Genomic DNA, 21,709 nt, shown 5'->3' with positions numbered 1-21,709 from the left:
CATGGGGGCGACACGCAGATCAGCACTGGCGAGCCCGTAAACCCCTTGTTATACAAACCGCCGTCAACAAGGTCTTGCACTCAGGAACTTTCTTCATGGTCAAATATGTTTTCTCTGCGGCGATTGCCGGCATGCTGATGGTTTCAGGCTGCCAGTCCAAATCGGGCGGCAACGCCGAAGCCCGCGTGATCCAGCAAAATATCGGCAGCGTGAATCCATATCTCTGGCGCGCCTCGCTCGACACGTTCGATGATCTTCCGGTGGCAACGGCCGACCCTATCGGTGGCCTGATCACGTATGACTGGAAGGCATATGCCGCCGCGCCAAACGAACGCGTCAAAGTCACGGTCTACATCCTTGATACGCGTTTGCGTGCAGATGGCGTGAAAGTTTCCGTGTTCCGTCAGGAAAAGAGCGAAGCCGGCGAGTGGACCGATGCTGTCGTTGATCCGGAAACCGCACTCCAGCTTGAGAACAAGATTCTGGATCGGGCACGACTGCTGAAGAACTCCCAGCTGGGCTAAGCTCCGGCTGAACCAATAATCCGGAAAGGTCAGGGGCATGGCGACCCGTTACGATCCGCAAATCGCGGAACAGAAATGGCGTGCAGCTTGGGAAAAGGCCGCACTCTTTCACGCAAAATCTCCAGCAGAGGCGGGCGATGCGCCCAAGGCCTATGTGCTGGAGATGTTCCCATACCCATCCGGGCGGCTGCACATGGGCCATGTGCGCAATTATGCGATGGGCGATGTTGTTGCCCGCCACAAGCGCGCCAAGGGCTATAATGTGCTCCATCCAATGGGATGGGACGCGTTCGGGATGCCGGCCGAGAACGCTGCCATGGAGCGCAATGTTCATCCGGGCGAATGGACCTATCAGAATATCGCCTCGATGAAGGCCCAGTTCTCGAAGCTCGGCCTGTCGCTCGACTGGAGCCGGGAATTCGCGACCTGCGACCCGGAATATTACGGCGCCCAGCAGGGTCTGTTCCTGAAATTCCTGGAAAAGGGCCTCGTCTATCGCAAGGCCTCGAAAGTGAATTGGGACCCGGTCGACAATACGGTGCTGGCCAATGAACAGGTCATCGACGGGCGCGGATGGCGCTCGGGCGCGCTGGTGGAACAGCGCGAGCTCACGCAATGGTTCTTCCGCATTACCGACTATGCCGAAGACCTGCTGACCGAAGTGCAAAAGCTGGAGCGCTGGCCTGAAAAGGTGCGCACCATGCAGGCGAACTGGATCGGCCGGTCGGAAGGACTCCAGATGCGGTTCGAATTCGATGGCACCGCGCCATCCGGATTTAGCGAAGGCATCGAGATCTTCACGACCCGTCCGGACACGTTGTTCGGCGCGAGTTTCATTGCCCTGTCACCAGATCACCCGCTGACCGTCCAAATGGCGGAGCAATCGGATGAGTTGAAAGCGTTCCGCGCAAGATGCGCACAGATCGGCACCAGCGAAGAGGCCATCGAAAAGGCCGAAAAGCTTGGCTTCGATACCGGCCTGACCGTCAAACACCCTTTCGACGACACGAAGACCCTGCCCGTATGGGTCGCGAACTTCGTGCTGATGGGGTACGGCACCGGCGCGATTTTTGGCTGCCCGGCGCATGACCAGCGCGATATCGATTTTGCCCGGAAATACGGCCTGAGCGTCACGCCCGTTGTGCTGCCGGCCGACGCTGACGCTGCCACGTTCGATGTTGAAAACGAGGCCTATACCGGCCCCGGCAGCATCTTCAATTCCGGCTTCCTTGACGGGATGGCGATTGATGACGCCAAGCGCGCCGCCATTGAAAAAATCGAATCCATGGGGCTCGGTGAAGGCAAGGTGAACTATCGCCTTCGTGACTGGGGCGTCTCGCGCCAGCGCTACTGGGGCTGCCCAATCCCGGTCATCCATTGTGAAAACTGTGGCATCGTGCCAGTGCCGGAAGCCGATCTGCCGGTGAAACTGCCGGACGAGGCTTCCTTCGACCAGCCCGGCAATCCGCTGGAGCGCCACCCAAGCTGGAAACATGTCGATTGCCCGAAATGCGGCAAGGCCGCCCGCCGCGAGACAGACACGCTGGACACGTTCGTCGACAGCTCCTGGTACTATTCCCGCTTTGCCAGCACAAACGACCTGGAAGAGCGCGCCTATTGGATGCCGGTCGACCAATATGTTGGCGGCGTAGAGCATGCGGTGCTTCACCTGCTCTATGCGCGCTTCTTCGCCAAGGCGATGCGCGATGTCGGCCTGCTGGACTTGCCGAATGGCGAGCCGTTTGCCGGTCTTTTCACGCAAGGCATGGTGACGCACGAGACCTACAAGTCAGCGGCCGGAAAGTGGCTGGAGCCGAATGAAGTCGCTCGCGATGGCGATACCTGGATCGAGACCGCCACCGGCGCGATTGCGACGGCAGGTCCGATTGAAAAAATGTCGAAGTCCAAGAAGAATACGGTCGACCCGGATGCTATCATCAGCCAGTTCGGCGCGGATGTCGCGCGCTGGTTCGTCCTGTCAGATTCCCCGCCGGAACGAGATGTCGAGTGGACCCAGTCCGGCGTTGAAGGCGCGTCGCGGTTTGCCCAGCGCCTGTGGAGCGTGTTCGATGCCCTGCCAGAGGATACCAGCACTGCCGCTGGCGAGGATGCCGACTCCACAGCGCTGCGGAAAGCGAACCACAAGGCCGTCGCAGCCATCGACAAGGCAATCGAGGAATTCCGGTTCAACTCTGCCGTAGCCACCATCCATGAATGGGTCACCACTTTGAAAAAGGCTGAATCGGCTGGCGACGCCGTGTTAGGCGCGCGTATTGAAGGCGCCTCCATGCTGGCCCGCTGTGTGACACCGTTCATACCGCACCTGGCCGAGGCCTGTTGGGAACGACTGGGCCAACCTGCCTTCGTATCCTCAGCGCCCTGGCCCGTGGCGGACCCCGCCCTGCTGGCGGATGATGAGGTCACAATGGCGGTTCAAGTGAATGGGAAGCGCCGCGCGGAAATCACCGTGCCGAAGAGTATGGACAAGGATTCCGTCGAAGCCGTTGCGAAAACCCATGCGGATGTAGCCAGCTTCATTGAGGGCAAGTCCGTGAAGAAAACCATTGTCGTGCCCGGCCGCATCGTGAATATCGTGGTGGCATGAAACAGTTCTTCGCTCTTGTCGCCTTCGCCCTCATAGCCGGGTGCGGATTCAAACCGGTCTATGCGACGGGCGCGGGCGCCACTTATGGCGGCGCCATCACGGTCGAACCCATCGATGGCCGATCGGGATACATCTTGCGCCGGGCCTTGCAGGAAGAGTTGGCGATCGGATTGCCAAACGTGACAGAGGCTGCCTCGCTCCAGATTACGGTGAAAGAAAATCTGACACGGTTGGCATTCCAGCAAGACGGCGCAGCGGCGAGATCAAATGTTACCTTGTCGGGCCGTTACGCTTTGTCTCAAGGCCAAGAACGGTTGACCGGCTACGCTGTTGGCGAAGTCAGTTTTGCGGTACCGAGCAGCACTTATGGAGACATAGCAGCCCAAAAGAGCGCCTCGGAGAGAGCGGCCGGCATCTTGGCGAAGAATATCGTGGACGACCTGCGGCGCAAATTGTCGGTTGAATAATGTTGTTCAAGGGCAAACAGGCGAGTGATTTTGCCCGCAAGCCCAAACCATCCGTTTGGGCTGTGCTGGCCTTCGGCGAAGATTCCGGCCTCGCCTCCGATGCCGCGATTTCCCTGATCAAAGCCTGGACGCCGAAAGGCGCCAATATGGATGTCACCACACTGGATGATGACTCCATCAAGAAGGACCCATCACTCCTGTTCGACGGACTCGAAGCGGTATCCCTCTTGGGAGACCCTCGCGTCATCCGCGTTCGGACAAGCGGCGACAAGATTGCCGCCCTGTTGATAGAGGCCATTCAGAAAGGTGAATCGCAGGAGGGCTATTATTCCGCCCGCCTGATAATCGAAGCTGGTAGCCTGCAGAAGCGCTCGAAATTGCGCGCCGCCGCAGAAACCGCCCAACTGACCGCCTGCCTGCAACTGTTCGCCGACGAAGCGGGCGATATTGAAAAACGGGTTCAGGATGCGCTGAAGTCCGAAAGTGTCCAGATCACACCCGAGGCGCTCGCACTGTTTGTGGGCGACCTGCCGGGCCATCGCAATCTGGCCAACTCGGAGATCGAGAAGCTCGCCCTCTATGCACGCGGTCTGGGCCGACCGCTTGATGTGGATGATATCCGGTCCTTGTCCGCTACCGATGTGGATCACAATCTTTCAGCCGCCATTCGCGCAGCGCTCGATGGCAAACCGGCGCTCGTCCATACCACACTCGACCGACTGGCTGTTGCGGGCACGAGTGGGATTTCCATCCTGCGTTCACTTCAGTTCGAAACCATGCGCATGCTGGACGCTCAGTCTCGGCTTGCATCCGGCCAATCGAATCCCGGCATGAAACTCCGGCCGCCCGTTTGGCAAAGCGAATGGGGCCTGTTCAGCGCGCGCCTCAGGAAGTGGCCGACCAAGCGGCTGATGCGGGTGATGGAACGGATCTATGAAGCAGAACAACAAGCCAAGTCCGGTTCAGGCAGTGCGGACCCAGTAATCCGTGTACTGATGAATGAAATCGCCCGCGCCGCCGAAATAGCAAGCTGACGTTCAGAGAATATTGCGCTTGGCGGTCAGACGTCTGCAGACGTCGTCAAGTTGTTCCAGGTCGCGATACTTGATGCGAAGCTCGCCGCCATTCTTGCCGTGGCGGATGTCTACATCCAGTCCGATGGACCGGGAGAGATCCGCCTCGAGGGCTTCGGTGTCGACATCCTTTTCCTCTGACTTGAGTCGGGCGGATTTGGTTTCAACGGGCGTGTCTTCGCGAGCAGCCTTGGCATGCGCTTCGACCTCGCGAACCGTCAGACCTTTCTCAACAGCAAGCTCCACCAGCGCTTCCGGATCGGGCGCACCCAGCGCCGCGCGCGCGTGTCCCGCCGTGACCTTGCCATCACGAACATACTCTCGAGCGCCTTCTGGCAATTGCAGCAAGCGCAGGGTGTTTGTGATGTGAACCCGACTTTTGCCGACGCTTGTGGCAAGACTGTCCTGAGTTCGACCGAAGCGCTTCATCAGCGCCTCATAGGCTTCAGCTTCTTCAATTGGGTTGAGGTCTGCGCGCTGAACATTCTCGATGATGCCGATCTCGAGTAGTTCCAACTCGTCGGTATCCCGTACAACAGCGGGAATACTGGTCAGACCGGCCAGCTTGGCGGCGCGCCACCGACGCTCCCCCGCTATGATCTGATACTCGTTCTTTTCCTTGGGATCCGGACGGACCAGAATAGGCTGGAGAACGCCTTTGGATTTCAGTGATTCCGCGAGTTCCTGAAGGGCGGCCTCGTCGAAGGTCCGACGAGGCTGTTTCGGATTTCGGCGAATCTTGTCGATCGCGATTTCGTTGGAGCTGCCCTTACTCCCACCTGCAGTGCGTGCTTCAGGCGGAGAGACAGCCTCCACTTCCCCAATCAGGGAAGACAGGCCGCGTCCAAGACGGGAAGGTTTGCTCTTGGTATCGTCGCTCATATGGGTCAGGCCGCGCGGGCTTTCTCTCTTTGAAGGACTTCGGATGCGAGACGGATATAGGCCTCGCTACCTGGACAGCGATAGTCATACAACAAGGCCGGCTTGCCGAAAGATGGCGCTTCGGAAAGGCGTACATTCCGCGGTATGACCGTATTGTAGACCTTGGCGCCAAAGAAGGCTCGCACTTCGTCGGCGACCTGGTCGGACAGATTGTTTCGCCGGTCATACATGGTCAGGACGACGCCCTGGATTTCGAGATTGGGATTGAGGCCAGAGCGCACAACTTCCACCGTGCGGAGCAGTTGGCTAAGGCCTTCCAGCGCCAGGAACTCACACTGTAGCGGAACCAGAAGTGCATCGGCGGCCGTCATCGCGTTCAAAGTGAGCGAGGACAGCGATGGCGGGCAATCAATCAGAATATAGTCATACTGGACCAGTCCGCCCTGGACAGACCGCTGAACATAATCATGCAGCGCGTCGCGCAATTTGTAGGACCGGTGAGAGTCATTGGCCAGTTCGGTTTCTACACCAGAGAGGTTTTCATCGCCCGGAACAATGTCAAGACGCGGCACAATCGTTGACAGAACCGCTTCTTCCAGCGGGATCCGGTCCACGACAACATCATAGGATGTCTGATGCCGGTCCTGGCGCTCAATACCCAGTCCTGTGGAGGCGTTGCCTTGCGCATCGAAATCGACAATCAGGACGCGCCGGCCCACGGCCGCCAACGCCGTGCCGAGATTTATGGACGTCGTTGTCTTCCCGACCCCGCCCTTTTGGTTCACGACTGCAAAGATTCTAGGTTTACCGCTGACCACGCTTGAGCTCCCTCACGATCAAAATCACGCCTGACCCACCAGTGCGACTTGGAATCGCCTCATAGGCGAAGTTCCATCTTTGTTGGGCGTCCGTCAATTCTTCTTTCCAGCGTTCGCCCTTTAGAAAAACCCCTGTTGCACCGTTTTCCATCCAGGGAGCGGCGTAGTCGAGCAGTTTTGGAAGGGGCGCAAACGCCCGCGCAGTGATAATATCCGCGGTGGAATTCGGCGCAGCCTCAATCCGGCCCTGATAAACCGACGCACTGAGACCAGCACCGCCGATAGCGGCGCGGAGAAAGGCGCATTTCTTCCCGACGCTTTCCATCATGGTCACATGACTCTGTGGTCGGGCCGCAGAAATGATCAATCCGGGAAATCCCGCACCCGAACCGAGATCGACGATCCGCGTTGATTCCGGAATAAACGGCAGAATCTGGTAGGAATCAGCCACATGCCGACCCCATATCTGCGGCCACTCACGCGGTCCAATCAGATTGGAGCGTTGCCGCCACGCGTCGAGAGTTAAGATCACGGCGTCCAATCTTTCCAATGTTTCACGTGAAACATCGAATTCGGCCAGAAAGGCCGCGCGATCTTCGGAATTCATCATGAGTGTTAACCAGCTTTCTTCCGGCGCTTAACATATCCCAAAAGGGCCGTTAGAGCGCCGGGCGTCACGCCTTCAATACGACCGGCCTGTCCCAACGTAGAAGGACGGACCGATTCCAGTTTCTGGCGAACCTCATTCGAGAGACCGCCAATTCCCGAATAATCGAGATCTGCCGGGATCATCAGATCTTCATCGCGACGCAAAGCAGCGACATCTTCTGCCTGGCGTTCCAAATAGGAAGAGTAAAGGGCTTCAATCTCGACCTGCGTCCCGATCTCCTCGGAGATGTCTGATACTTCCGGCCAAATGGCGGACAGTGCATGGAGATCGATATCCTTGTAGGAGAGATATTCCCATGCCGTCCTGACGCGGCCATCCTGATTGACCGCCCATCCGGCTTGAGCCGCTTTTGCAGGCGACAAGGTCAATGTCTTCAGAAGTTGGCGGGCAGATTCAAGCGCTCGGTGTTTCACGTGAAACACGTCTGCCCGGTCTGACCCGACGCATCCGGCGGCAATACCCTTTTCGGTGAGACGCTGGTCGGCATTATCGGCGCGTAGTGCCAACCGATATTCGGCGCGCGATGTAAACATCCGATAGGGTTCCGTCACGCCGCGCGTCACGAGATCATCGATGAGGACGCCAATATATGCTTCGGCGCGATCGAAGATAATCGGATCTTTTCCGCCCGTGGCGCGTGCCGCATTCAAGCCCGCAACGAGACCTTGCGCGCCGGCTTCTTCATATCCGGTTGTGCCATTGATCTGCCCGGCGAGATACAGGCCTGGAAGCGCATGCACCTCAAGTGCGGACGAAAGCGCACGTGGATCGACGTAATCGTATTCGATTGCATAGGCATGTTGGATGATCTTGGCATCCTCGAGTCCGGGAATGGTCCGAAGGAAACGCTCCTGAATATCCTCTGGAAGCGATGTCGAAATGCCATTTGGATAAACGGTGTGATCGTCGAGAGCTTCCGGTTCCAGGAAGATCTGATGACTATCCTTGTCGGCGAACCGGTGAACCTTGTCCTCGATAGACGGGCAATAACGCGGACCTCGGCCAGCAATCGCGCCGGAATAGACGGCCGATTGCTCAATATTCTCGGCAATGATCGCGTGGGTTTCCGGCGTCGTCCATGTAATGCCGCATTTGACCTGCGGCACCGTAATCTCATCGGTCAGATACGAAAACGGAATCGGCTGCTCATCGGCGGGCTGCATTTCAAGACGATCCCAGGCGATCGTCCGGCCATCCAGCCGTGCCGGCGTACCAGTCTTCAAACGCCCCATCGGGAGACCAAGCCCATAGAGCCGGTCCGACAGGCCAATCGCAGGGGCCTCACCGACACGCCCGGCAGGGATACGTTTCGCACCTATATGAATGATGCCTTTCAGGAAGGTGCCTGTCGTGATCACGACAGAAGCCGCACGATAGATCTCGCCCTTCAGACCAATCACGCCCGCGACGTGATTGTCCTCCACGATCAGGTCTTCGGCGCCATCCTCAATGATGGTCAGGTTTGGATAGTCCGCGAGTTCCGCCTGCATGGCGTCGCGGTAAAGCTTTCGGTCGATCTGGGAGCGGGGGCCCCAGACAGCCGGACCCTTGGACCGGTTGAGCATACGGAACTGGATACCGGCCTTGTCTGCCAGCCGTCCCATGAGGCCGTCCAGCGCATCGATCTCTCTCACGAGGTGACCCTTGCCGAGGCCGCCAATTGCCGGATTACAGCTCATCTCTCCGATGGTTGCGCGCTTGTGTGTGACCAGAGCAGTGCGTGCGCCCGTCCGCGCCGCGGCCGCGGCCGCTTCGCAGCCAGCATGACCGCCGCCTACCACTATCACATCAAACTGTTTCATCTCGCTCATGGCGCTACTTCGGATCCGGATTTCAGAAAGCCGCTATATAGCGGCTCGTTGCCTCAAACCCTAGGGGTCATTTGCCGATGCAGAACTGGGAGAACACCGCACCGAGCACATCTTCTACGCCGACTGAGCCGACAACCGCTCCAAGATGCCGGATAGCCAGGCGCACGTCTTCCGCTGCGAGTTCCGGACCGGTGCAAAGCTCCAGCGCATCCCGCGCAGCAATGAGGCAAGCGAGTCCATCGACCAATCGGGCGCGATGCCGGGCGCGTGTGATGACCGGCGCTTCAACAGATGCAGCCTTGTTGGAAATGAAGTCCGCCAGTGCGGCTTCGAGTTCGGGCACGCCATCGCCATCTTTCGCGGAAATCTTGTAGTCGTATTCTGGGAGCCCGGCGGCCAGCTCGGTATCAGCCTTGTTTACCACGACTATATCTGTCGTTTGGCGGAACAACGAGTTCAACACACCCAGCTCAGGTGCGCCCCCGTCAACCATAAACAGGCGCAAGTCGGCCTCAGCAGCCACGCGTTCTGCCCGCCGAACGCCCTCGGCTTCAATCTCATCTTGGGTCTCACGCAAACCGGCCGTGTCGGATAGCCAGACTACCTGTCCGCCCATCACGCGCCGTACTTCAATCACATCGCGGGTTGTGCCTGGGGTTGATGTCACAATCGCCGCGTCGCGTCCGGCAAGGCGGTTGAGCAAGGTCGACTTGCCCGCATTCGGCGCGCCGATAATGGCGATGCGAAATCCATCCCGGATCTTCTCTCCGATCCCCCGGTCGCCAAGCGCTTCCTCGATTTCGTGAATCAATCGGGTCAGCTTCCGGATGACCGGTGCCGTGGTTTCCTCGGGTGCATCTTCTTCGTCCGGAAAGTCCACAACCACTTCAATCAAGGCAAGTATGCCCGTCAGGTCAGCCCGCCATTGGTCGTACTGCTCGGTCAGACCGCCCGTCAGTTGCCGAAGAGCCTGGGCTTTCTGTGCATTGGTCTCTGCTTCGATAATGTCAGCGACGCCTTCGGCCTCGGTCAAATCGATCTTGCCCGCTTCAAAGGCGCGTCGCGTGAACTCACCCGGCTCAGCCAAGCGCACTCCAGGCTCACTCGTCAGTGTACTGATTGCATGGGTTATGACGGCTGGACCGCCATGCAGGTAAAGCTCCAGCGTATCTTCACCGGTATAGGAATGCGGCCCGGGCATGAAGACGACGAGTCCCTCATCAATGAGATTTCCATCCTCGTCGCGAAATTTCGTCAGAGTAGCATGACGGGGTTCCGGCAGGCCGCAATCGAGCAGGGCACCTGCCAGTTTCCAGATCCGGTCTCCTGATAACCGGATAATACAGATAGCTGCTGGGGGCTGGCCCGAGGCGAGGGCGCAGATCGTGTCGCGCTCGCTCATGGCCAGGCTCGCTCCGCTAGTTCTTCATGGCTTCGAAGAACTCATCATTGTTCTTCGTCTGGCGCAATTTATCCAGAAGGAAGTCAATTGCATCATTCGTGCCCATTGGGCCAAGGATGCGACGCAGAATGTAGATCTTGGACAGCTGGGCAGCTGGCGTGATCAGTTCTTCTTTTCGCGTGCCAGATTTCATGATGTCGATGGCCGGGAAGGTCCGCTTGTCGGCGATCTTGCGATCCAGCACGACTTCGGAGTTACCCGTACCTTTGAATTCCTCGAAGATTACTTCATCCATGCGGCTACCGGTATCGATCAGGGCAGTGGCAACAATGGTCAGCGAGCCACCATTCTCGACATTCCGCGCCGCACCGAAGAAACGTTTGGGGCGCTGCAACGCGTTGGCATCCACACCACCGGTCAACACTTTACCAGAGCTTGGAACGGTCGTGTTGTAAGCACGGCCAAGACGCGTGATCGAATCGAGCAGGATGACGACGTCACGCTTGTGCTCAACGAGGCGCTTGGCTTTTTCGATTACCATTTCGGCGACCTGGACGTGACGTGTGGACGGCTCATCAAATGTCGAAGCCACGACTTCGCCCTTCACCGTACGTCGCATGTCAGTAACTTCTTCGGGACGCTCATCGATCAACAAGACGATCAAATAGCATTCAGGATGGTTTTCCTCGATGGCGGAGGCGATGTTCTGGAGCAACACCGTCTTACCGGTCCGCGGAGGCGCAACGATCAGCGCGCGCTGACCCTTACCGATGGGCGCGACAATGTCGATGACACGTCCTGAACGATCCTTGCGAGTTGGATCCTGGCTTTCCATGCGCAGACGCTCTTCGGGATAAAGCGGAGTGAGGTTGTCGAAGTGAACCTTCTTGTTGGCCTTGTCCGGTTCCTCGAAATTGATGCGCGAAACATCCGTCAGCGCGAAGTAGCGTTCATTGTCCTGCGGCGCGACGATCGGCCCTTCGACAGTATCACCAGTCCGGATGTTACCCTTCTTCAGAACTTCCGGACTGACATAGATATCGTCTGGTCCGGGCAAATAGTTGGATTCCGGTGAGCGCAGGAAGCCGAAGCCATCAGTCAGAACTTCCAGCACGCCCTGGCCCGTGATTTCTACTTCGCTATCCGCCAATTCCTTGAGGATTGCGAACAGCATGTCCTGTGTCCGCATGGACGAGGCATTCTCGACCTCCAGCTCTTCAGCATAGGAGAGCAATTCCTCTGGCGATTTTGCCTTGAGATCGCTGAGTTTTACACTGGTGATGTCGTCGAGCATGGAAGAGGCCATGGATGAATTCCGGATGAGGGGCCGCCGTCATGTGTGTCGGCAACCGGATTTTGGTAAATTGGGAGTTCTTCGCCCGCGCAAGGACTGCGCAGCGGTTTTGCCGCTTATGGGGCCAGAATGGTCAAATCGTCAAGGGGTTGGGCACGGAGCCTGCCTAAAACGGCCTGACGATCACCATGATAACGACGCCGATCATCAGCAGGAAGGGCACTTCATTCAACATCCGTAGGCGCTTGGCGGGAATCCCGTCGCCTCCTCGGTCAATCTTCTTTCCGACACCGATGAAATAACCGTGCAGACCGGACAGGATCAGCACGAGCAGGAGTTTTACATGCATCCAAGGCATGCTCAGCAAGCTTTGATTCATAACAAGCATGGCAACGCCAAGCACCCAGACGAGGATAAGGCTGGGATTCAAGATGATCATGCGCAACTTGTTCGATGCTTCTTTCATCGTCTCGAAAAGAGGCTCGCCCGGCTGGCTGGAAAGTTGATGAATTTTGTAGCGGGGATAAACGAGCAAGCCGCCCATCAGCGCAATCACGAACACAACATGCGCTGCCTTCACCCAGAGATACAGCATCAGGCGACGTCCTTGCGAACGGGATTGGCGCGTTGGCCGACTTTCGGATGGGCTGTGCGGTTCGGGCAATTCTTCCAGTCGCCAGGGCAAAGCCGGGAGTCTGCGCATGATCGGATCGGCAAGTCTTGTCCCATTGTCTTCAGCACTTCATCGCGCAGCATGGAGATAAACTCCTCATGCACGCCCAGCGCTTCCACGCGGGTATAGCTCGCGGCGCCGTGCTCTTCAGCCACAAGTCGGTACTCTTCGCCAAGTTCCACCAGTGTCTCGATATGCTCGGAGACAAAGGCAATGGGTGCAATCAGGATGTTCTTGCCTTCCTTGGCCGCTTTTTCGATTTCGTCCTCGGTCGGCGGGCCAATCCATTTCAGCGGTCCCACGCGCGACTGGTAGCATGGCACAATCTCCCAGTCGGTCGGCACCCGCCCGGCGATCATCTCTGCCATGGCCTCGCACTGCCACTGGTAGGGATCTCCATCCTTCACGATTTTTTCCGGCAAACCGTGCGCTGACAGGAGAAGACGAACATTGCCGGGTTCACCCGCAGCTTTGTGTGCCTTCATGATCAGGTCGACATGCGAGGAGATCAGGCCTTCGGCAAAGGGATAGCAGCAGATTGTCTTGGCGACACCCTTGTAAGCCTTGTTCCAGGCCGTGAGGGACGAGCCTGTCGTCGTTGTGGAAAACTGCGGATAGAGCGGCAACAAGACGACTTCGTCTGCGCCCCAGGCTTTTACATCAGTCGCGGCTTCTTCGGTGAAAGGGTGCCAATAGCGCATCGCAATAAAACACCTGACCTCATCCTCAGGCAATTTTTCCTGCAGCGATGCCGTAAGCGCATGCGCCTGTTTTTGAGTCTCAGGCAAAAGCGGTGACCCACCGCCAGCATCCATCATGGCGTAATTCTTGATCACTGATGGCGCACGGGTCGTGGAGATCAGCCGAGCGAGAAACCAGCGAATGGGCAACGGCGCACCAATAATGGCTGGATCTCGGAACAGGTTTTTCAAAAAGGGTTTCACGGTCTTGTCCGAATCCGGTCCTCCCAGATTGAACAGAACTACGGCGATCTTTCGGCCCATAATTTCCTAGCCCTTCCGAATGATTTCCAGCACGCGCTCAACATGCGCGATCGGGGTTTCCGGCCGGATTCCGTGTCCAAGGTTGAAGACATGCGGCCGACCTTCATAGGCAGAGATAAGCTCGCGCACCCGATCGTCGAGTCGCTGACCCCCTTCAATCAGCAGGAGTGGGTCAAGATGTCCCTGTACCGGAAATCCGGCGGGCAGGGCGGCGTTCACAAAGGCTGGCACTGCTGCCGTATCGAGACCGACGGCCGTGATACCCGTCTCCTGAACATATTCCGGCAGCATGGCAGACGCGCCGCGCGGAAATCCGATGATGGGAACCGTGACACCCATTTCCCTCAGTCGTGCGACCAGTTTTTTCGTAGGCGCAATGATGACTTCCCGGAAGATGTTATTGGGCAGACCCTCGGCCCAGCTGTCGAACAACATCAATGCATCCGCGCCGGCTTCCACCTGCGCGGCCATATAGTGCGCTGTTGCTTCGCTGATGAGATCCAACACGTTCGCCAATTCGTCTGGCTTGCCATGTGCCCATCGCCAGGCGAGCGACTTGTCTGTCTTGCCGCGACCTTCGATAGCGTAGAGCCCGACCGTCCAGGGTGATCCGGCAAAACCAATCAGGGCTGTGTCGTCGGGCAAGGCAGCTTTCACACGAGCAACCGTCTCATAAACCGGAGACAATCGATCAGCCGCTTTCTGGGGTGTGACTTTTGCCAAATCAGCTGCTGTATCGATTTGCTGAACAATAGGTCCAACACCTTTTTCGAACCGCACACTCAGACCCATCGTGTCGAGGATCAGCAAAATGTCAGCAAACAGGATGGCGGCATCCATGCCATAACGACGTACTGGCTGAAGCGTCGCTTCCGCTGCCATTGAAGGCGTGTAGCAGAAATCGAGAAAGTTCTTCGCGCGCGCCCTCAGCTCGAGATACTCAGGAAGGTGACGACCAGCCTGTCGCATCATCCATACCGGAGGCGGGGAGACCACCTGTCCCTCAAGTACCTGAATCAGCTTAGGCTTGGTATTCATGCCTCAGGCCCCCTTCCATCCCAAAATCAAACAAAGCCCGTCAGGGCGCTTATAACTATTAGACCGTGTAATTCGTGGAGAAAGGCCACACACAGGAATTGTCCAGCTAAATCCACAGGCGAGTCACAGGGTGTCGCACCCCGGTAAGGTTTCGTTAACTGTCGATTTTACCGAGGTTAACGATGGGTTAACACCCCAGTTGGAGTCACAGGTGCGAACGAAAGGGGATTCTGCCGGAGTCGAATTCGCAGGCTGTGACTCGATTGTGAATCCATTTGGGGAAGATCCTCTATCCACAGAGGACTCACAGGTCTTGTGTGTTTTGCCAACCTCGGCAACACAGGGGCCATGAACAAGCCACTCGCCCGCCTAAGCATATACTTCAATGTTCACCTGGTCTCTGACAGTACCGGTGAAACCCTGAATGCCATCCAGCGCGCTGCCTGTGCGCAGTTCAAGAATGTTCAGCCCCTCGAGCACAACTATTATCTGGTCCGCTCAGAACGCCAGCTAGAGCGCGTGATGAGGGAGATCGAAGCTGCACCGGGTGTGGTCTGGTACACAATCTCCGACGAGACACTGCGATCAAAACTCGAAGCGTTTTGTCGCGAAAAGGGCGTATCCACTTTGCCCGTACTGGATGCCTCCGTTGCCATGCTGGGCCGACATCTCGGTGTGTCGGCGAATCGGATCGTCGCGGGACAGCACGCATTGGATGATGACTATTTCGAGCGGATGGAAGCGATCAATTTCACGCTCGCGCATGATGATGGCCAGAATGTCGATGGGCTACGGAATGCTGATGTGATCCTGCTTGGTGTCAGTCGTACGTCCAAGACGCCGACCAGTGTCTATCTTGCGAACCGCAAGGTAAAGGCTGGTAATATTCCGCTGGTTCCCGGTGTTCCGCTTCCAGGATTCGTGGAAGAACTTGGTCCGAAAGGCCCACTGATCGTCGGTCTGAAAATCAGCGCTGAGCGGCTCGTCCAGATTCGGCGCCAGAGATTGATTTCCCTGCAGGAAGACGAACACACAATCTATGCGGATGAAGCGGCCGTGCGTGATGAGGTGACCCAAGCCAACCGCCTGTTCCAGCGCAACAAGTGGAAGACAATCGATGTGTCCCGCCGGTCTGTCGAGGAAACTGCTGCCGCTATCCTGAACTTGCTGAATGAGCGGAACGCCCAACTATGAGCCAGCGCATCATTCTAGCATCCGGCAGTCAAAGTCGGCGAGCCGTGCTGACCGCTGCCGGCATCGAGGCAGACACGATCAAGCCGAATGTGGACGAAGACGCAGCCAAAGCCTCTTTCCGCGCGAGCGACATGAAAGTGCGCGACCAGGCGATGCAACTTGCCGAACTGAAATCGGTGAAGATTTCGATGCGCGAACCGGGCCTGGTGATCGGTTGTGACCAGATGCTCTCACTCGATGGAGAGGCGTTCGACAAGCCGGTTGACCTTGCCGATGCCCGGAACCATCTGGTGAAGCTGTCCGGCAAGGCGCACACATTGGAAACGGCGATTGTTATCAGCGAAGAAGGGAAACCTGTCTGGCGTTATCTGGCGAGGCCGAAATTGACTGTTCGCCCACTGAGTGATGCCTTCATCGACACCTATGTTGAAGCGGTCGGAGAACCGCTCTTGTCGACGGTCGGTGCCTACCAGCTTGAAGGGCTTGGCGCGCAATTGTTCACACGGATCGACGGTGATTACTTCTCAATCCTGGGATTGCCTCTTCTTCCGTTGCTGGACTATTTGCGGACACGTGGAGTGTTGTTGTCATGACCAAACTCTATGGGGTCGTCGGCGACCCAGTCAGTCATTCCCTGTCACCTGTGATTCATAATGCGTGGATACGCGAGCACGGTATCGATGCGACCTATGAGGCGATGCATATTCCGAAGGGTGGGTTTGTGGATGGCCTGTCGTCTCTGGAAGAACGGATGGCGATGGGTCTGAACGTGACCTCTCCTCACAAGGAAGATGCCATAGCGCGGGCAGAAGGCACAAGCGACGTTGCGCGCCGCATTGGAGCAGCGAACACTCTGGTTCGGCTGAAGTCTGGTGGCTGGCTAGCGGAGAACACAGATGCCCCTGGTTTTACTGAATCCCTCGCCCAGGCGAACATTGAAATAGCTGATCAGAATGTCTGCCTGCTGGGAGCAGGGGGGGCCGCTCGAGCGGTTGCGCTGGCACTATCAGACATGCGGGCAACTCTGACGATCTGTAATCGAACGCGATCCCGCGCAGAGGATCTTGTGAAACATTTGAACATTGATGCTGATATCCGAGACTTGGAGCATGCCGAAGCAGAGATGGGCAAGGCAGACGTGGTGATCAACACGCTGAGTCTTGGCCAGACGGGCCAGTCTCTTGACCTACCGGAAGGTAAGCTTCGGACGTTTTACGATATTTCTTATGGCAAGCCTGCCAAGGCGATATTGGCGCAGGCGGATACGGCCGGGTGGAAGCCAATGGATGGGCTGAGCATGCTGGTCGCGCAAGCGGCATTCAGTTTCGAACTCTGGTTCGGAGTTCTGCCGGATATGGAGTCTGCGATGGCTCGCTGTCATAAACTGGTGGAGGCAACCACATGATCGTCCTTGGGCTGACAGGATCCATCGGCATGGGTAAGTCTGCAACAGCGGATTTGTTTCGCGAGGAGGGTGTTCCGGTCTACGATGCCGACGCGGCTGTTCACGCACTTTATGCCAAGGGTGGGGCTGCCGTTGCACCGGTCGAGGCGGCTTTTCCGGGGGTGATGGTCGACGGTGCGATCGACCGGATGGCTTTGCGCACACATGTGCTGGATGATGCCGAGGCGATGCGGAAGCTTGAGGCCATTGTGCACCCCCTTGCTGGTGATGCCCAGAAGCAATTTCGGGACAAGGCGCGCGAGGATGGCGCACGTTTCGTCGTGCTGGATATTCCTCTTCTGTATGAGGCTGGCGGCTATGCGTATTGCGACTATGTTGCGGTGGTGACTGCGCCTGCGGAAGTCCAGCGCGAACGGGTATTGTCGCGACCGGGCATGACGGAGGAAACATTCGAGTCCATCCTGGCACGTCAGATGCCCGATGCAGAAAAGCGTGCAAAGGCGGATTTCATCATCTCCACAGCGCATGGTTTCGAATTTGCTGCCGATTGTGTTCGCGCCATAGTATCCCTGATGAATCGTTTGGTTGAAGAGGCAAATTCATGAGTGAAGACATTCGCGAACTGGCATTCGATACTGAGACGACCGGCTTGCACCACCTTGAAGGGGACAGGGTGATCGAGATCGGGGCAGTCGAGATGATCAATCACATCCCGACAGGTCGCACGTTCCGGACCCTGATCAATCCAAAACGTTCTGTATCAGAGGATACGGTGCGCATTACAGGCATCACGGATGACGATCTGAGAGATGCCCCATTCTTTGAGCATCCGTCGGTTGTAGACGCGTTCCTTGAATTCTTGGGCGACGCCACGCTAGTGGCGCACAATGCCGGATTTGACCGGAACTTCCTGAACATGGAACTGGAAAAATGCGGACGTCCACCAATCCCTGAACCTCGCTGGATCGATACGGCGCAGATGGCCAGGAAAAAGTATCCGGGCGCGCCGGCAAATCTGGATGCGCTATGTCGCCGGTTTGAAATCTCGCTGGAAAGCCGGACCTTTCATGGCGCGCTGTTGGATAGCCAATTGCTGGCCAGTGTCTATCTGGAGCTGCTTGGCGGGCGGGCGCATGCCTTCACGTTCGAGAGCGAAGAAGAACTCACCCGCGGTGAGCGCAAACGTTCCGCCCGGCAACGGCCAGTGCCACTGGAATCTTTGATTTCCGACGACGAGCGCGCCGCCCATTCTGCCTTTGTCGACAGTCTGGGCGAAGACTCAATCTGGAAAAAGTTTGGCTGATCAGGCCTGGCCGGTCGGCGCAGCAGGCGGCGTCTGACCGCCTTCGGCTGCGGCCCGCTGGTATTGCGACTGGTAGAGTTGCACAAAGTCGACCGGATCGATCAGGAGCGGTGGGAAACCACCTTCGCGGGTGATTTCAGCAATGATGCGCCGCGCGAATGGGAAGAGCAGGCGTGGGCACTCGATCAGCAGCATCGGTTCCATCTGGCCCTGTTGGGCGTTCTGGATCTGGAAGAGGCCGGCATAATCGAGTTCGCAAATGAACAGGACAGCCTGTTCAGCGGTCGCCTTGGCAGAGAGCTTCAGCGAGACTTCGTAAAGGCCATTGCCGTCGGCGTGCGGGGTCGCGCCGACATCAATGCCGAGGTCTATATTCGGCTGGGCTTGCACCGGGCCGACGCCGGGATTCTCGAATGACAGGTCCTTGATATACTGTCCAAGAACGCGCATGGCGGGCGCCTGAGGCGGCGTGCCCTGCGGTTGGGGGTTTTGCGGTGCGCTGGCATCTGTCATGCTGATCCTCCCTGAATCTGAAGCCGCGCGCCTAGCATGTGGCCCCCTAAGGCGCAACGTATCACTGGCATCATTGGGCTGTTCGCCCTATTTATGGTGTTACGCAATCCATCGGAGGAAGTTACGCGTCCATGTTTGATCCTGTGATCCAAGTTGTGATCCTTGCGGCCATCGCGCTGTTTGTCCTGTTCCGCCTCTATACGGTGCTCGGACGCGGTGAGGACAATTCTCCTGTGCAACGCACTCAGCCGGCCAAGCCACGCCAGGTTGATCCTGGCGCAAATGACTTGCCATTGCCCAATGCCGACAATGACCGTCCGATCTTTACCGGCCCGGCAGCAGGCGGGTTGGAAGACATCTACAATGCTGACAACAGCTTCAATGAGGCAACGTTCATGCGTGGCGCGAAGGCGGCCTACACGATGATCGTGACCGCTTTTGCGGCAGGTGACCGAGATACGCTGCGGCCTCTGCTGGATGATGACGTCTATGAGGCCTGGGACCACGCGATTGCGGAACGCGAAAAGACCGGCGCCTCGGCGTTTGACCTCCTGCGCATTCGTCGAGCCGAAATCGAAAGCGCTGAGATGGACGGTAATATGGCGCGCATCTGGGTGCGCTATGAAGCCGAACTGGGCGATGGTGAGACGACCCGCACGGCGCGTGAGCTGTGGGCTTACATGCATGATGTGACCGCAAACGATCCCAATTGGATCCTCGATGATGTCGAAGAAGCCAAATAGGCAGTCTTCCACCACAAAGCGCGCATCCGGGGCGTGACAGCCCGCCCGAAAGCATTCCATAAATGGCGCCATGCTTCGCCGTATCCTTCTGTTTGCCAGCGCGCTTGTTCTGGCCTCGTGCCAGTCTGCGCCGCCACCGCCGGCTCCGTCGCCCAAGCCGTCGCCGACCCGGCCTGTGGATGTTGGCCCGTTGCCGCCAGCTGCGATTGAGCGTCCGGCGAGCTTCCGGGAGTTGCCGAACTGGGATGTGGCACCCATCGAATTGCCGCTGAGTGCGTTCAAACGGTCGTGCGTGAAGCTGCAGGACCGGTCGGCCGGGGACTTCATGGCCAATGTCGCCCCCTGGGCCGGATACGTTGCCGAGTGGCTGCCTGCCTGTGATGCGGTGAATGATGCGCAGGATGATGAGAGTGCAAGGCGCATCCTGGAATCCCTGTTTACCCCGGTCGAAATTTCCGATCCGTCCGGCAAGAGCCGTTTCACGGGCTATTTCGAGCCGCTTTACGAGGCGCGCTACACGCCGACGCCGCCCTTTACCGAGCCTGTGCCTGCGCTGCCCGCCGATCTCGTGCCGAATGGCGCAAGTCCAAAACAGCGCCTGCGCAATGGCGCGCTGAGGCCGTATCCTTCCCGCGCTGAAATCACGACGTCGGGCGTCAGCGCGATTGCCTATGCCCACCCGGCCGATGTGTTCTTCCTGCAGATTCAGGGCTCGGGCCGGTTGCAGTTCCCTGACGGGCGTACCGTGCGCGCAGCCTATGCGGCGCATAATGGCCACCCGTTCCGGTCGACAGCCAACTGGCTGATGGAAACCGGCCGGATCACGGCGGGCGAGGCCAGCATGCAGGGCATACGTGCCTGGATGGACCGGGCCGGGCCGGTTGAGACACGTATGGCAATGAACCAGAATCCGCGCTTCGTGTTCTTCCGCGCCCTGCCGGAAGGGGATGCGGCGCTCGGACCGGAAGGGGCGCAAGCCGTGCCGCTGACGCCTTTGTCGTCGATGGCTGTGGATACCGATATCCATCCGCTGGGCGTGCCGATGTATGTGCAGACAACCGCGCCGGGCCTTGGCGGAGACTGGGCAGGCATGCTGGTTGCGCAGGATACGGGCGGCGCGATCAAGGGCGCAGTGCGCGGCGACCTCTATTTCGGCACGGGCCCGGAGGCGGGCGAGCGCGCCGGCACGATGAATGCGCCGGGCCGGTTGTGGGTGTTCCTGCCCAAAGGCGTGGCAGCGCGAATCCACACGTCTGACATGGCAACGCTTGGGTTCCATGCGGGCGCGCCGTAAGAGTGCGGTCATGACGAAACGCCGCCTGACCCCGGAAGAATCCCGTGCATGGTCGCGCGTGGCCAGCACGATCAAGCCGATAGGCCCGGCAAAAGACAATCTTGAAGAGTTCGAGCGCGCACTGGAAGCCGGCGAGCCGGTATCGCCAAACCGCGCCCGCAAGTCTTCCGCTGCCGGATTGATCGCTGCGGCGGGCCGGGCCCCCGAGAAATCCAAGGTCACGGCGCGGGCTGCCGACCGAAAAGGCGAGAAACGCGTCAAACGCGGGCGGCTGGAACTTGCCGGAAAGATCGACCTGCACGGCCATACTCAGGCGTCTGCCGAAGCGATGCTGGGAAGTTTCCTGCAGCGCAGCCGGGCCGAGGGCGCACGCTGTGTGTTGGTGATTACAGGTAAAGGGCGCGGGGGCGAGGGGGTTCTGCGTCGGAATTTCCTGGATTGGGTTCAGGGACCGTCGGCCAGTCATCTTGTGTCGGGCTATTCAGAGGCGCATGCGCGTCATGGGGGCTCGGGGGCGTTTTACCTGTTTCTCCGGCGGGCCGGCGTGCCCGGAACTCCTCGGACAGGGCGTTGAGCCTCCGCATGGTTTCCGCCTCTTGCGCTGCCAGCACTTCAGGGCTGAGGGCGTGCATGATCTGTATGGGGCCATAGAGATTGTCCAAAGGACGTTGTTCGAAGGCATCCACGTCAGCGTGCAGATAGTCCCGGTCTTTCGTGATGCGCCGCAGATACTTCACGATGGTCCGGTGACTTTGCAAATTATAGGTCGGCTGGAATTTCCGACGGAACGTGTTGCGGTGGCGGGCTTTACGTCTTGGCATCGACAGGTCTCCTCCGAGTGGATTCTCGTTTCAGCACCCAAAGCCGGACTGGCGCTCGCCATCCGGGTATCCATCTTCCAGCTCCGCCAGGCGAAGCCGAGGCGCGGCGGGCGCCGTGGCGCTCCGCCTTGAGTTTGTAGATGGCTACGGAATGGAGCGTTACCGCCCGCCGCGC

The 21,709-nt window shown here is 58.3% G+C and carries 22 protein-coding genes; 12 read left to right on the top strand and 10 right to left on the bottom strand.

Translation table 11 applies throughout. From position 1 onward, the window contains the following. Positions 1 to 95: 95 nt before the first annotated feature. The 4 genes from B3527_RS13950 to holA are packed head-to-tail and all read left to right on the top strand — an operon-like array spanning position 96 to position 4,630. A complete protein-coding gene (locus B3527_RS13950; protein ID WP_034813069.1) occupies positions 96 to 524 on the top strand; it encodes a DUF3576 domain-containing protein in 429 nt (142 codons plus the stop codon). A gap of 37 nt (positions 525 to 561) precedes the next feature. Next, entirely contained in the window at positions 562 to 3,129 is a 2,568-nt protein-coding gene (leuS, locus tag B3527_RS13945; protein WP_290480266.1) for a leucine--tRNA ligase, read from the top strand. Continuing rightward, the gene (lptE, locus tag B3527_RS13940) at positions 3,126 to 3,596 is read left to right on the top strand and encodes an LPS assembly lipoprotein LptE (protein ID WP_206991720.1); all 471 of its coding nucleotides are present in this window, start codon (positions 3,126 to 3,128) and stop codon (positions 3,594 to 3,596) included. The genes leuS and lptE overlap by 4 nt, the downstream gene beginning before the upstream one ends. Beyond that, on the top strand, positions 3,596 to 4,630 hold the full coding sequence (gene holA, locus B3527_RS13935; protein ID WP_290480265.1) for a DNA polymerase III subunit delta: 1,035 nt from the start codon (positions 3,596 to 3,598) through the stop codon (positions 4,628 to 4,630). Before lptE ends, holA begins: the two co-directional genes overlap by 1 nt. Before the next feature lie 3 nt (positions 4,631 to 4,633). Here the strand turns inward: holA and B3527_RS13930 are convergent, their stop codons facing one another. The 9 genes from B3527_RS13930 to hemE all read right to left on the bottom strand — a co-directional run bounded on the left by B3527_RS13930 (position 4,634) and on the right by hemE (position 14,261). Beyond that, positions 4,634 to 5,551 carry a ParB/RepB/Spo0J family partition protein gene (locus B3527_RS13930; protein WP_206991718.1) on the bottom strand — a complete coding sequence of 306 codons (918 nt, stop codon included), beginning with the start codon at positions 5,549 to 5,551 and terminating at the stop codon, positions 4,634 to 4,636. A gap of 5 nt (positions 5,552 to 5,556) precedes the next feature. Next, on the bottom strand, positions 5,557 to 6,369 hold the full coding sequence (locus tag B3527_RS13925; protein WP_034813061.1) for a ParA family protein: 813 nt from the start codon (positions 6,367 to 6,369) through the stop codon (positions 5,557 to 5,559). Further along, positions 6,356 to 6,979 carry a 16S rRNA (guanine(527)-N(7))-methyltransferase RsmG gene (rsmG, locus tag B3527_RS13920; RefSeq protein WP_290480264.1) on the bottom strand — a complete coding sequence of 208 codons (624 nt, stop codon included), beginning with the start codon at positions 6,977 to 6,979 and terminating at the stop codon, positions 6,356 to 6,358. The genes B3527_RS13925 and rsmG overlap by 14 nt, the downstream gene beginning before the upstream one ends. Before the next feature lie 5 nt (positions 6,980 to 6,984). Then, positions 6,985 to 8,850: a tRNA uridine-5-carboxymethylaminomethyl(34) synthesis enzyme MnmG gene (gene mnmG / locus B3527_RS13915; protein ID WP_290480263.1), complete on the bottom strand. Its 1,866-nt coding sequence runs from the start codon at positions 8,848 to 8,850 to the stop codon at positions 6,985 to 6,987. A gap of 67 nt (positions 8,851 to 8,917) precedes the next feature. Beyond that, positions 8,918 to 10,252 carry a tRNA uridine-5-carboxymethylaminomethyl(34) synthesis GTPase MnmE gene (gene mnmE, locus B3527_RS13910; protein WP_290480262.1) on the bottom strand — a complete coding sequence of 445 codons (1,335 nt, stop codon included), beginning with the start codon at positions 10,250 to 10,252 and terminating at the stop codon, positions 8,918 to 8,920. A 16-nt stretch (positions 10,253 to 10,268) separates the two neighbouring features. Beyond that, the gene (gene rho / locus B3527_RS13905; protein ID WP_369794153.1) at positions 10,269 to 11,558 is read right to left on the bottom strand and encodes a transcription termination factor Rho; all 1,290 of its coding nucleotides are present in this window, start codon (positions 11,556 to 11,558) and stop codon (positions 10,269 to 10,271) included. 154 nt (positions 11,559 to 11,712) lie between these two features. Next, positions 11,713 to 12,141 carry a CopD family protein gene (locus tag B3527_RS13900; RefSeq protein WP_290480261.1) on the bottom strand — a complete coding sequence of 143 codons (429 nt, stop codon included), beginning with the start codon at positions 12,139 to 12,141 and terminating at the stop codon, positions 11,713 to 11,715. After that, a complete protein-coding gene (gene hemH / locus B3527_RS13895; RefSeq protein WP_290480260.1) occupies positions 12,141 to 13,223 on the bottom strand; it encodes a ferrochelatase in 1,083 nt (360 codons plus the stop codon). The genes B3527_RS13900 and hemH overlap by 1 nt, the downstream gene beginning before the upstream one ends. Before the next feature lie 6 nt (positions 13,224 to 13,229). Continuing rightward, positions 13,230 to 14,261, bottom strand: a complete 1,032-nt coding sequence (gene hemE, locus B3527_RS13890) for a uroporphyrinogen decarboxylase (RefSeq protein WP_290480259.1) — start codon at positions 14,259 to 14,261, stop codon at positions 13,230 to 13,232. 348 nt (positions 14,262 to 14,609) lie between these two features. Here hemE and B3527_RS13885 point away from each other — a divergent pair, with 348 nt between their 5' ends. The 5 genes from B3527_RS13885 to dnaQ are packed head-to-tail and all read left to right on the top strand — an operon-like array spanning position 14,610 to position 18,163. Next, positions 14,610 to 15,455: a pyruvate, water dikinase regulatory protein gene (locus tag B3527_RS13885; protein ID WP_206991711.1), complete on the top strand. Its 846-nt coding sequence runs from the start codon at positions 14,610 to 14,612 to the stop codon at positions 15,453 to 15,455. Continuing rightward, positions 15,452 to 16,048, top strand: coding sequence for a Maf family protein (locus tag B3527_RS13880; protein ID WP_206991710.1), 597 nt, complete (start codon positions 15,452 to 15,454; stop codon positions 16,046 to 16,048). Before B3527_RS13885 ends, B3527_RS13880 begins: the two co-directional genes overlap by 4 nt. Then, on the top strand, positions 16,045 to 16,860 hold the full coding sequence (aroE, locus tag B3527_RS13875) for a shikimate dehydrogenase (protein WP_290480258.1): 816 nt from the start codon (positions 16,045 to 16,047) through the stop codon (positions 16,858 to 16,860). The genes B3527_RS13880 and aroE overlap by 4 nt, the downstream gene beginning before the upstream one ends. After that, complete coding sequence (gene coaE / locus B3527_RS13870) at positions 16,857 to 17,465, top strand: dephospho-CoA kinase (protein ID WP_206991708.1); 609 nt, start codon at positions 16,857 to 16,859, stop codon at positions 17,463 to 17,465. The genes aroE and coaE overlap by 4 nt, the downstream gene beginning before the upstream one ends. Continuing rightward, positions 17,462 to 18,163 (top strand): DNA polymerase III subunit epsilon, encoded by a 702-nt coding sequence (dnaQ, locus tag B3527_RS13865; protein WP_206991707.1) that lies wholly within the window; start codon positions 17,462 to 17,464, stop codon positions 18,161 to 18,163. The genes coaE and dnaQ overlap by 4 nt, the downstream gene beginning before the upstream one ends. Here the strand turns inward: dnaQ and secB are convergent, their stop codons facing one another. Then, complete coding sequence (gene secB, locus B3527_RS13860; protein WP_290480257.1) at positions 18,164 to 18,676, bottom strand: protein-export chaperone SecB; 513 nt, start codon at positions 18,674 to 18,676, stop codon at positions 18,164 to 18,166. A 131-nt stretch (positions 18,677 to 18,807) separates the two neighbouring features. On the opposite strand from secB, the gene B3527_RS13855 reads away from it, so the two are divergent. The 3 genes from B3527_RS13855 (at position 18,808) to B3527_RS13845 (ending at position 21,287) form a co-directional block, all read left to right on the top strand. Further along, the gene (locus B3527_RS13855) at positions 18,808 to 19,419 is read left to right on the top strand and encodes a Tim44/TimA family putative adaptor protein (RefSeq protein ID WP_290480256.1); all 612 of its coding nucleotides are present in this window, start codon (positions 18,808 to 18,810) and stop codon (positions 19,417 to 19,419) included. Between the two features lie 70 nt (positions 19,420 to 19,489). Next, the gene (locus B3527_RS13850; protein WP_290480255.1) at positions 19,490 to 20,713 is read left to right on the top strand and encodes a murein transglycosylase A; all 1,224 of its coding nucleotides are present in this window, start codon (positions 19,490 to 19,492) and stop codon (positions 20,711 to 20,713) included. Positions 20,714 to 20,723: 10 nt separating this feature from the next. Next, complete coding sequence (locus B3527_RS13845; protein WP_290480254.1) at positions 20,724 to 21,287, top strand: Smr/MutS family protein; 564 nt, start codon at positions 20,724 to 20,726, stop codon at positions 21,285 to 21,287. Positions 21,288 to 21,709: the final 422 nt, after the last annotated feature.

Source organism: Hyphomonas sp. UBA4505 (assembly GCF_002388685.1).
Taxonomy (GTDB): Bacteria; Pseudomonadota; Alphaproteobacteria; order Caulobacterales; family Hyphomonadaceae; genus Hyphomonas.
This window is presented reverse-complemented; position numbering and strand designations above follow the sequence as displayed.

Coding starts and splice junctions, on each gene's coding strand:
- B3527_RS13950 (WP_034813069.1), top strand. CDS start 96: ATGGTCAAATATGTTTTCTCTGCGGCGATTGCCGGCATGCTGATGGTT.
- leuS (WP_290480266.1), top strand. CDS start 562: ATGGCGACCCGTTACGATCCGCAAATCGCGGAACAGAAATGGCGTGCA.
- lptE (WP_206991720.1), top strand. CDS start 3,126: ATGAAACAGTTCTTCGCTCTTGTCGCCTTCGCCCTCATAGCCGGGTGC.
- holA (WP_290480265.1), top strand. CDS start 3,596: ATGTTGTTCAAGGGCAAACAGGCGAGTGATTTTGCCCGCAAGCCCAAA.
- B3527_RS13930 (WP_206991718.1), bottom strand. CDS start 5,551: ATGAGCGACGATACCAAGAGCAAACCTTCCCGTCTTGGACGCGGCCTG.
- rsmG (WP_290480264.1), bottom strand. CDS start 6,979: ATGATGAATTCCGAAGATCGCGCGGCCTTTCTGGCCGAATTCGATGTT.
- mnmG (WP_290480263.1), bottom strand. CDS start 8,850: ATGAGCGAGATGAAACAGTTTGATGTGATAGTGGTAGGCGGCGGTCAT.
- mnmE (WP_290480262.1), bottom strand. CDS start 10,252: ATGAGCGAGCGCGACACGATCTGCGCCCTCGCCTCGGGCCAGCCCCCA.
- rho (WP_369794153.1), bottom strand. CDS start 11,558: ATGGCCTCTTCCATGCTCGACGACATCACCAGTGTAAAACTCAGCGAT.
- B3527_RS13900 (WP_290480261.1), bottom strand. CDS start 12,141: ATGCTGTATCTCTGGGTGAAGGCAGCGCATGTTGTGTTCGTGATTGCG.
- hemH (WP_290480260.1), bottom strand. CDS start 13,223: ATGGGCCGAAAGATCGCCGTAGTTCTGTTCAATCTGGGAGGACCGGAT.
- hemE (WP_290480259.1), bottom strand. CDS start 14,261: ATGAATACCAAGCCTAAGCTGATTCAGGTACTTGAGGGACAGGTGGTC.
- B3527_RS13885 (WP_206991711.1), top strand. CDS start 14,610: ATGAACAAGCCACTCGCCCGCCTAAGCATATACTTCAATGTTCACCTG.
- B3527_RS13880 (WP_206991710.1), top strand. CDS start 15,452: ATGAGCCAGCGCATCATTCTAGCATCCGGCAGTCAAAGTCGGCGAGCC.
- aroE (WP_290480258.1), top strand. CDS start 16,045: ATGACCAAACTCTATGGGGTCGTCGGCGACCCAGTCAGTCATTCCCTG.
- coaE (WP_206991708.1), top strand. CDS start 16,857: ATGATCGTCCTTGGGCTGACAGGATCCATCGGCATGGGTAAGTCTGCA.
- dnaQ (WP_206991707.1), top strand. CDS start 17,462: ATGAGTGAAGACATTCGCGAACTGGCATTCGATACTGAGACGACCGGC.
- secB (WP_290480257.1), bottom strand. CDS start 18,676: ATGACAGATGCCAGCGCACCGCAAAACCCCCAACCGCAGGGCACGCCG.
- B3527_RS13855 (WP_290480256.1), top strand. CDS start 18,808: ATGTTTGATCCTGTGATCCAAGTTGTGATCCTTGCGGCCATCGCGCTG.
- B3527_RS13850 (WP_290480255.1), top strand. CDS start 19,490: ATGCTTCGCCGTATCCTTCTGTTTGCCAGCGCGCTTGTTCTGGCCTCG.
- B3527_RS13845 (WP_290480254.1), top strand. CDS start 20,724: ATGACGAAACGCCGCCTGACCCCGGAAGAATCCCGTGCATGGTCGCGC.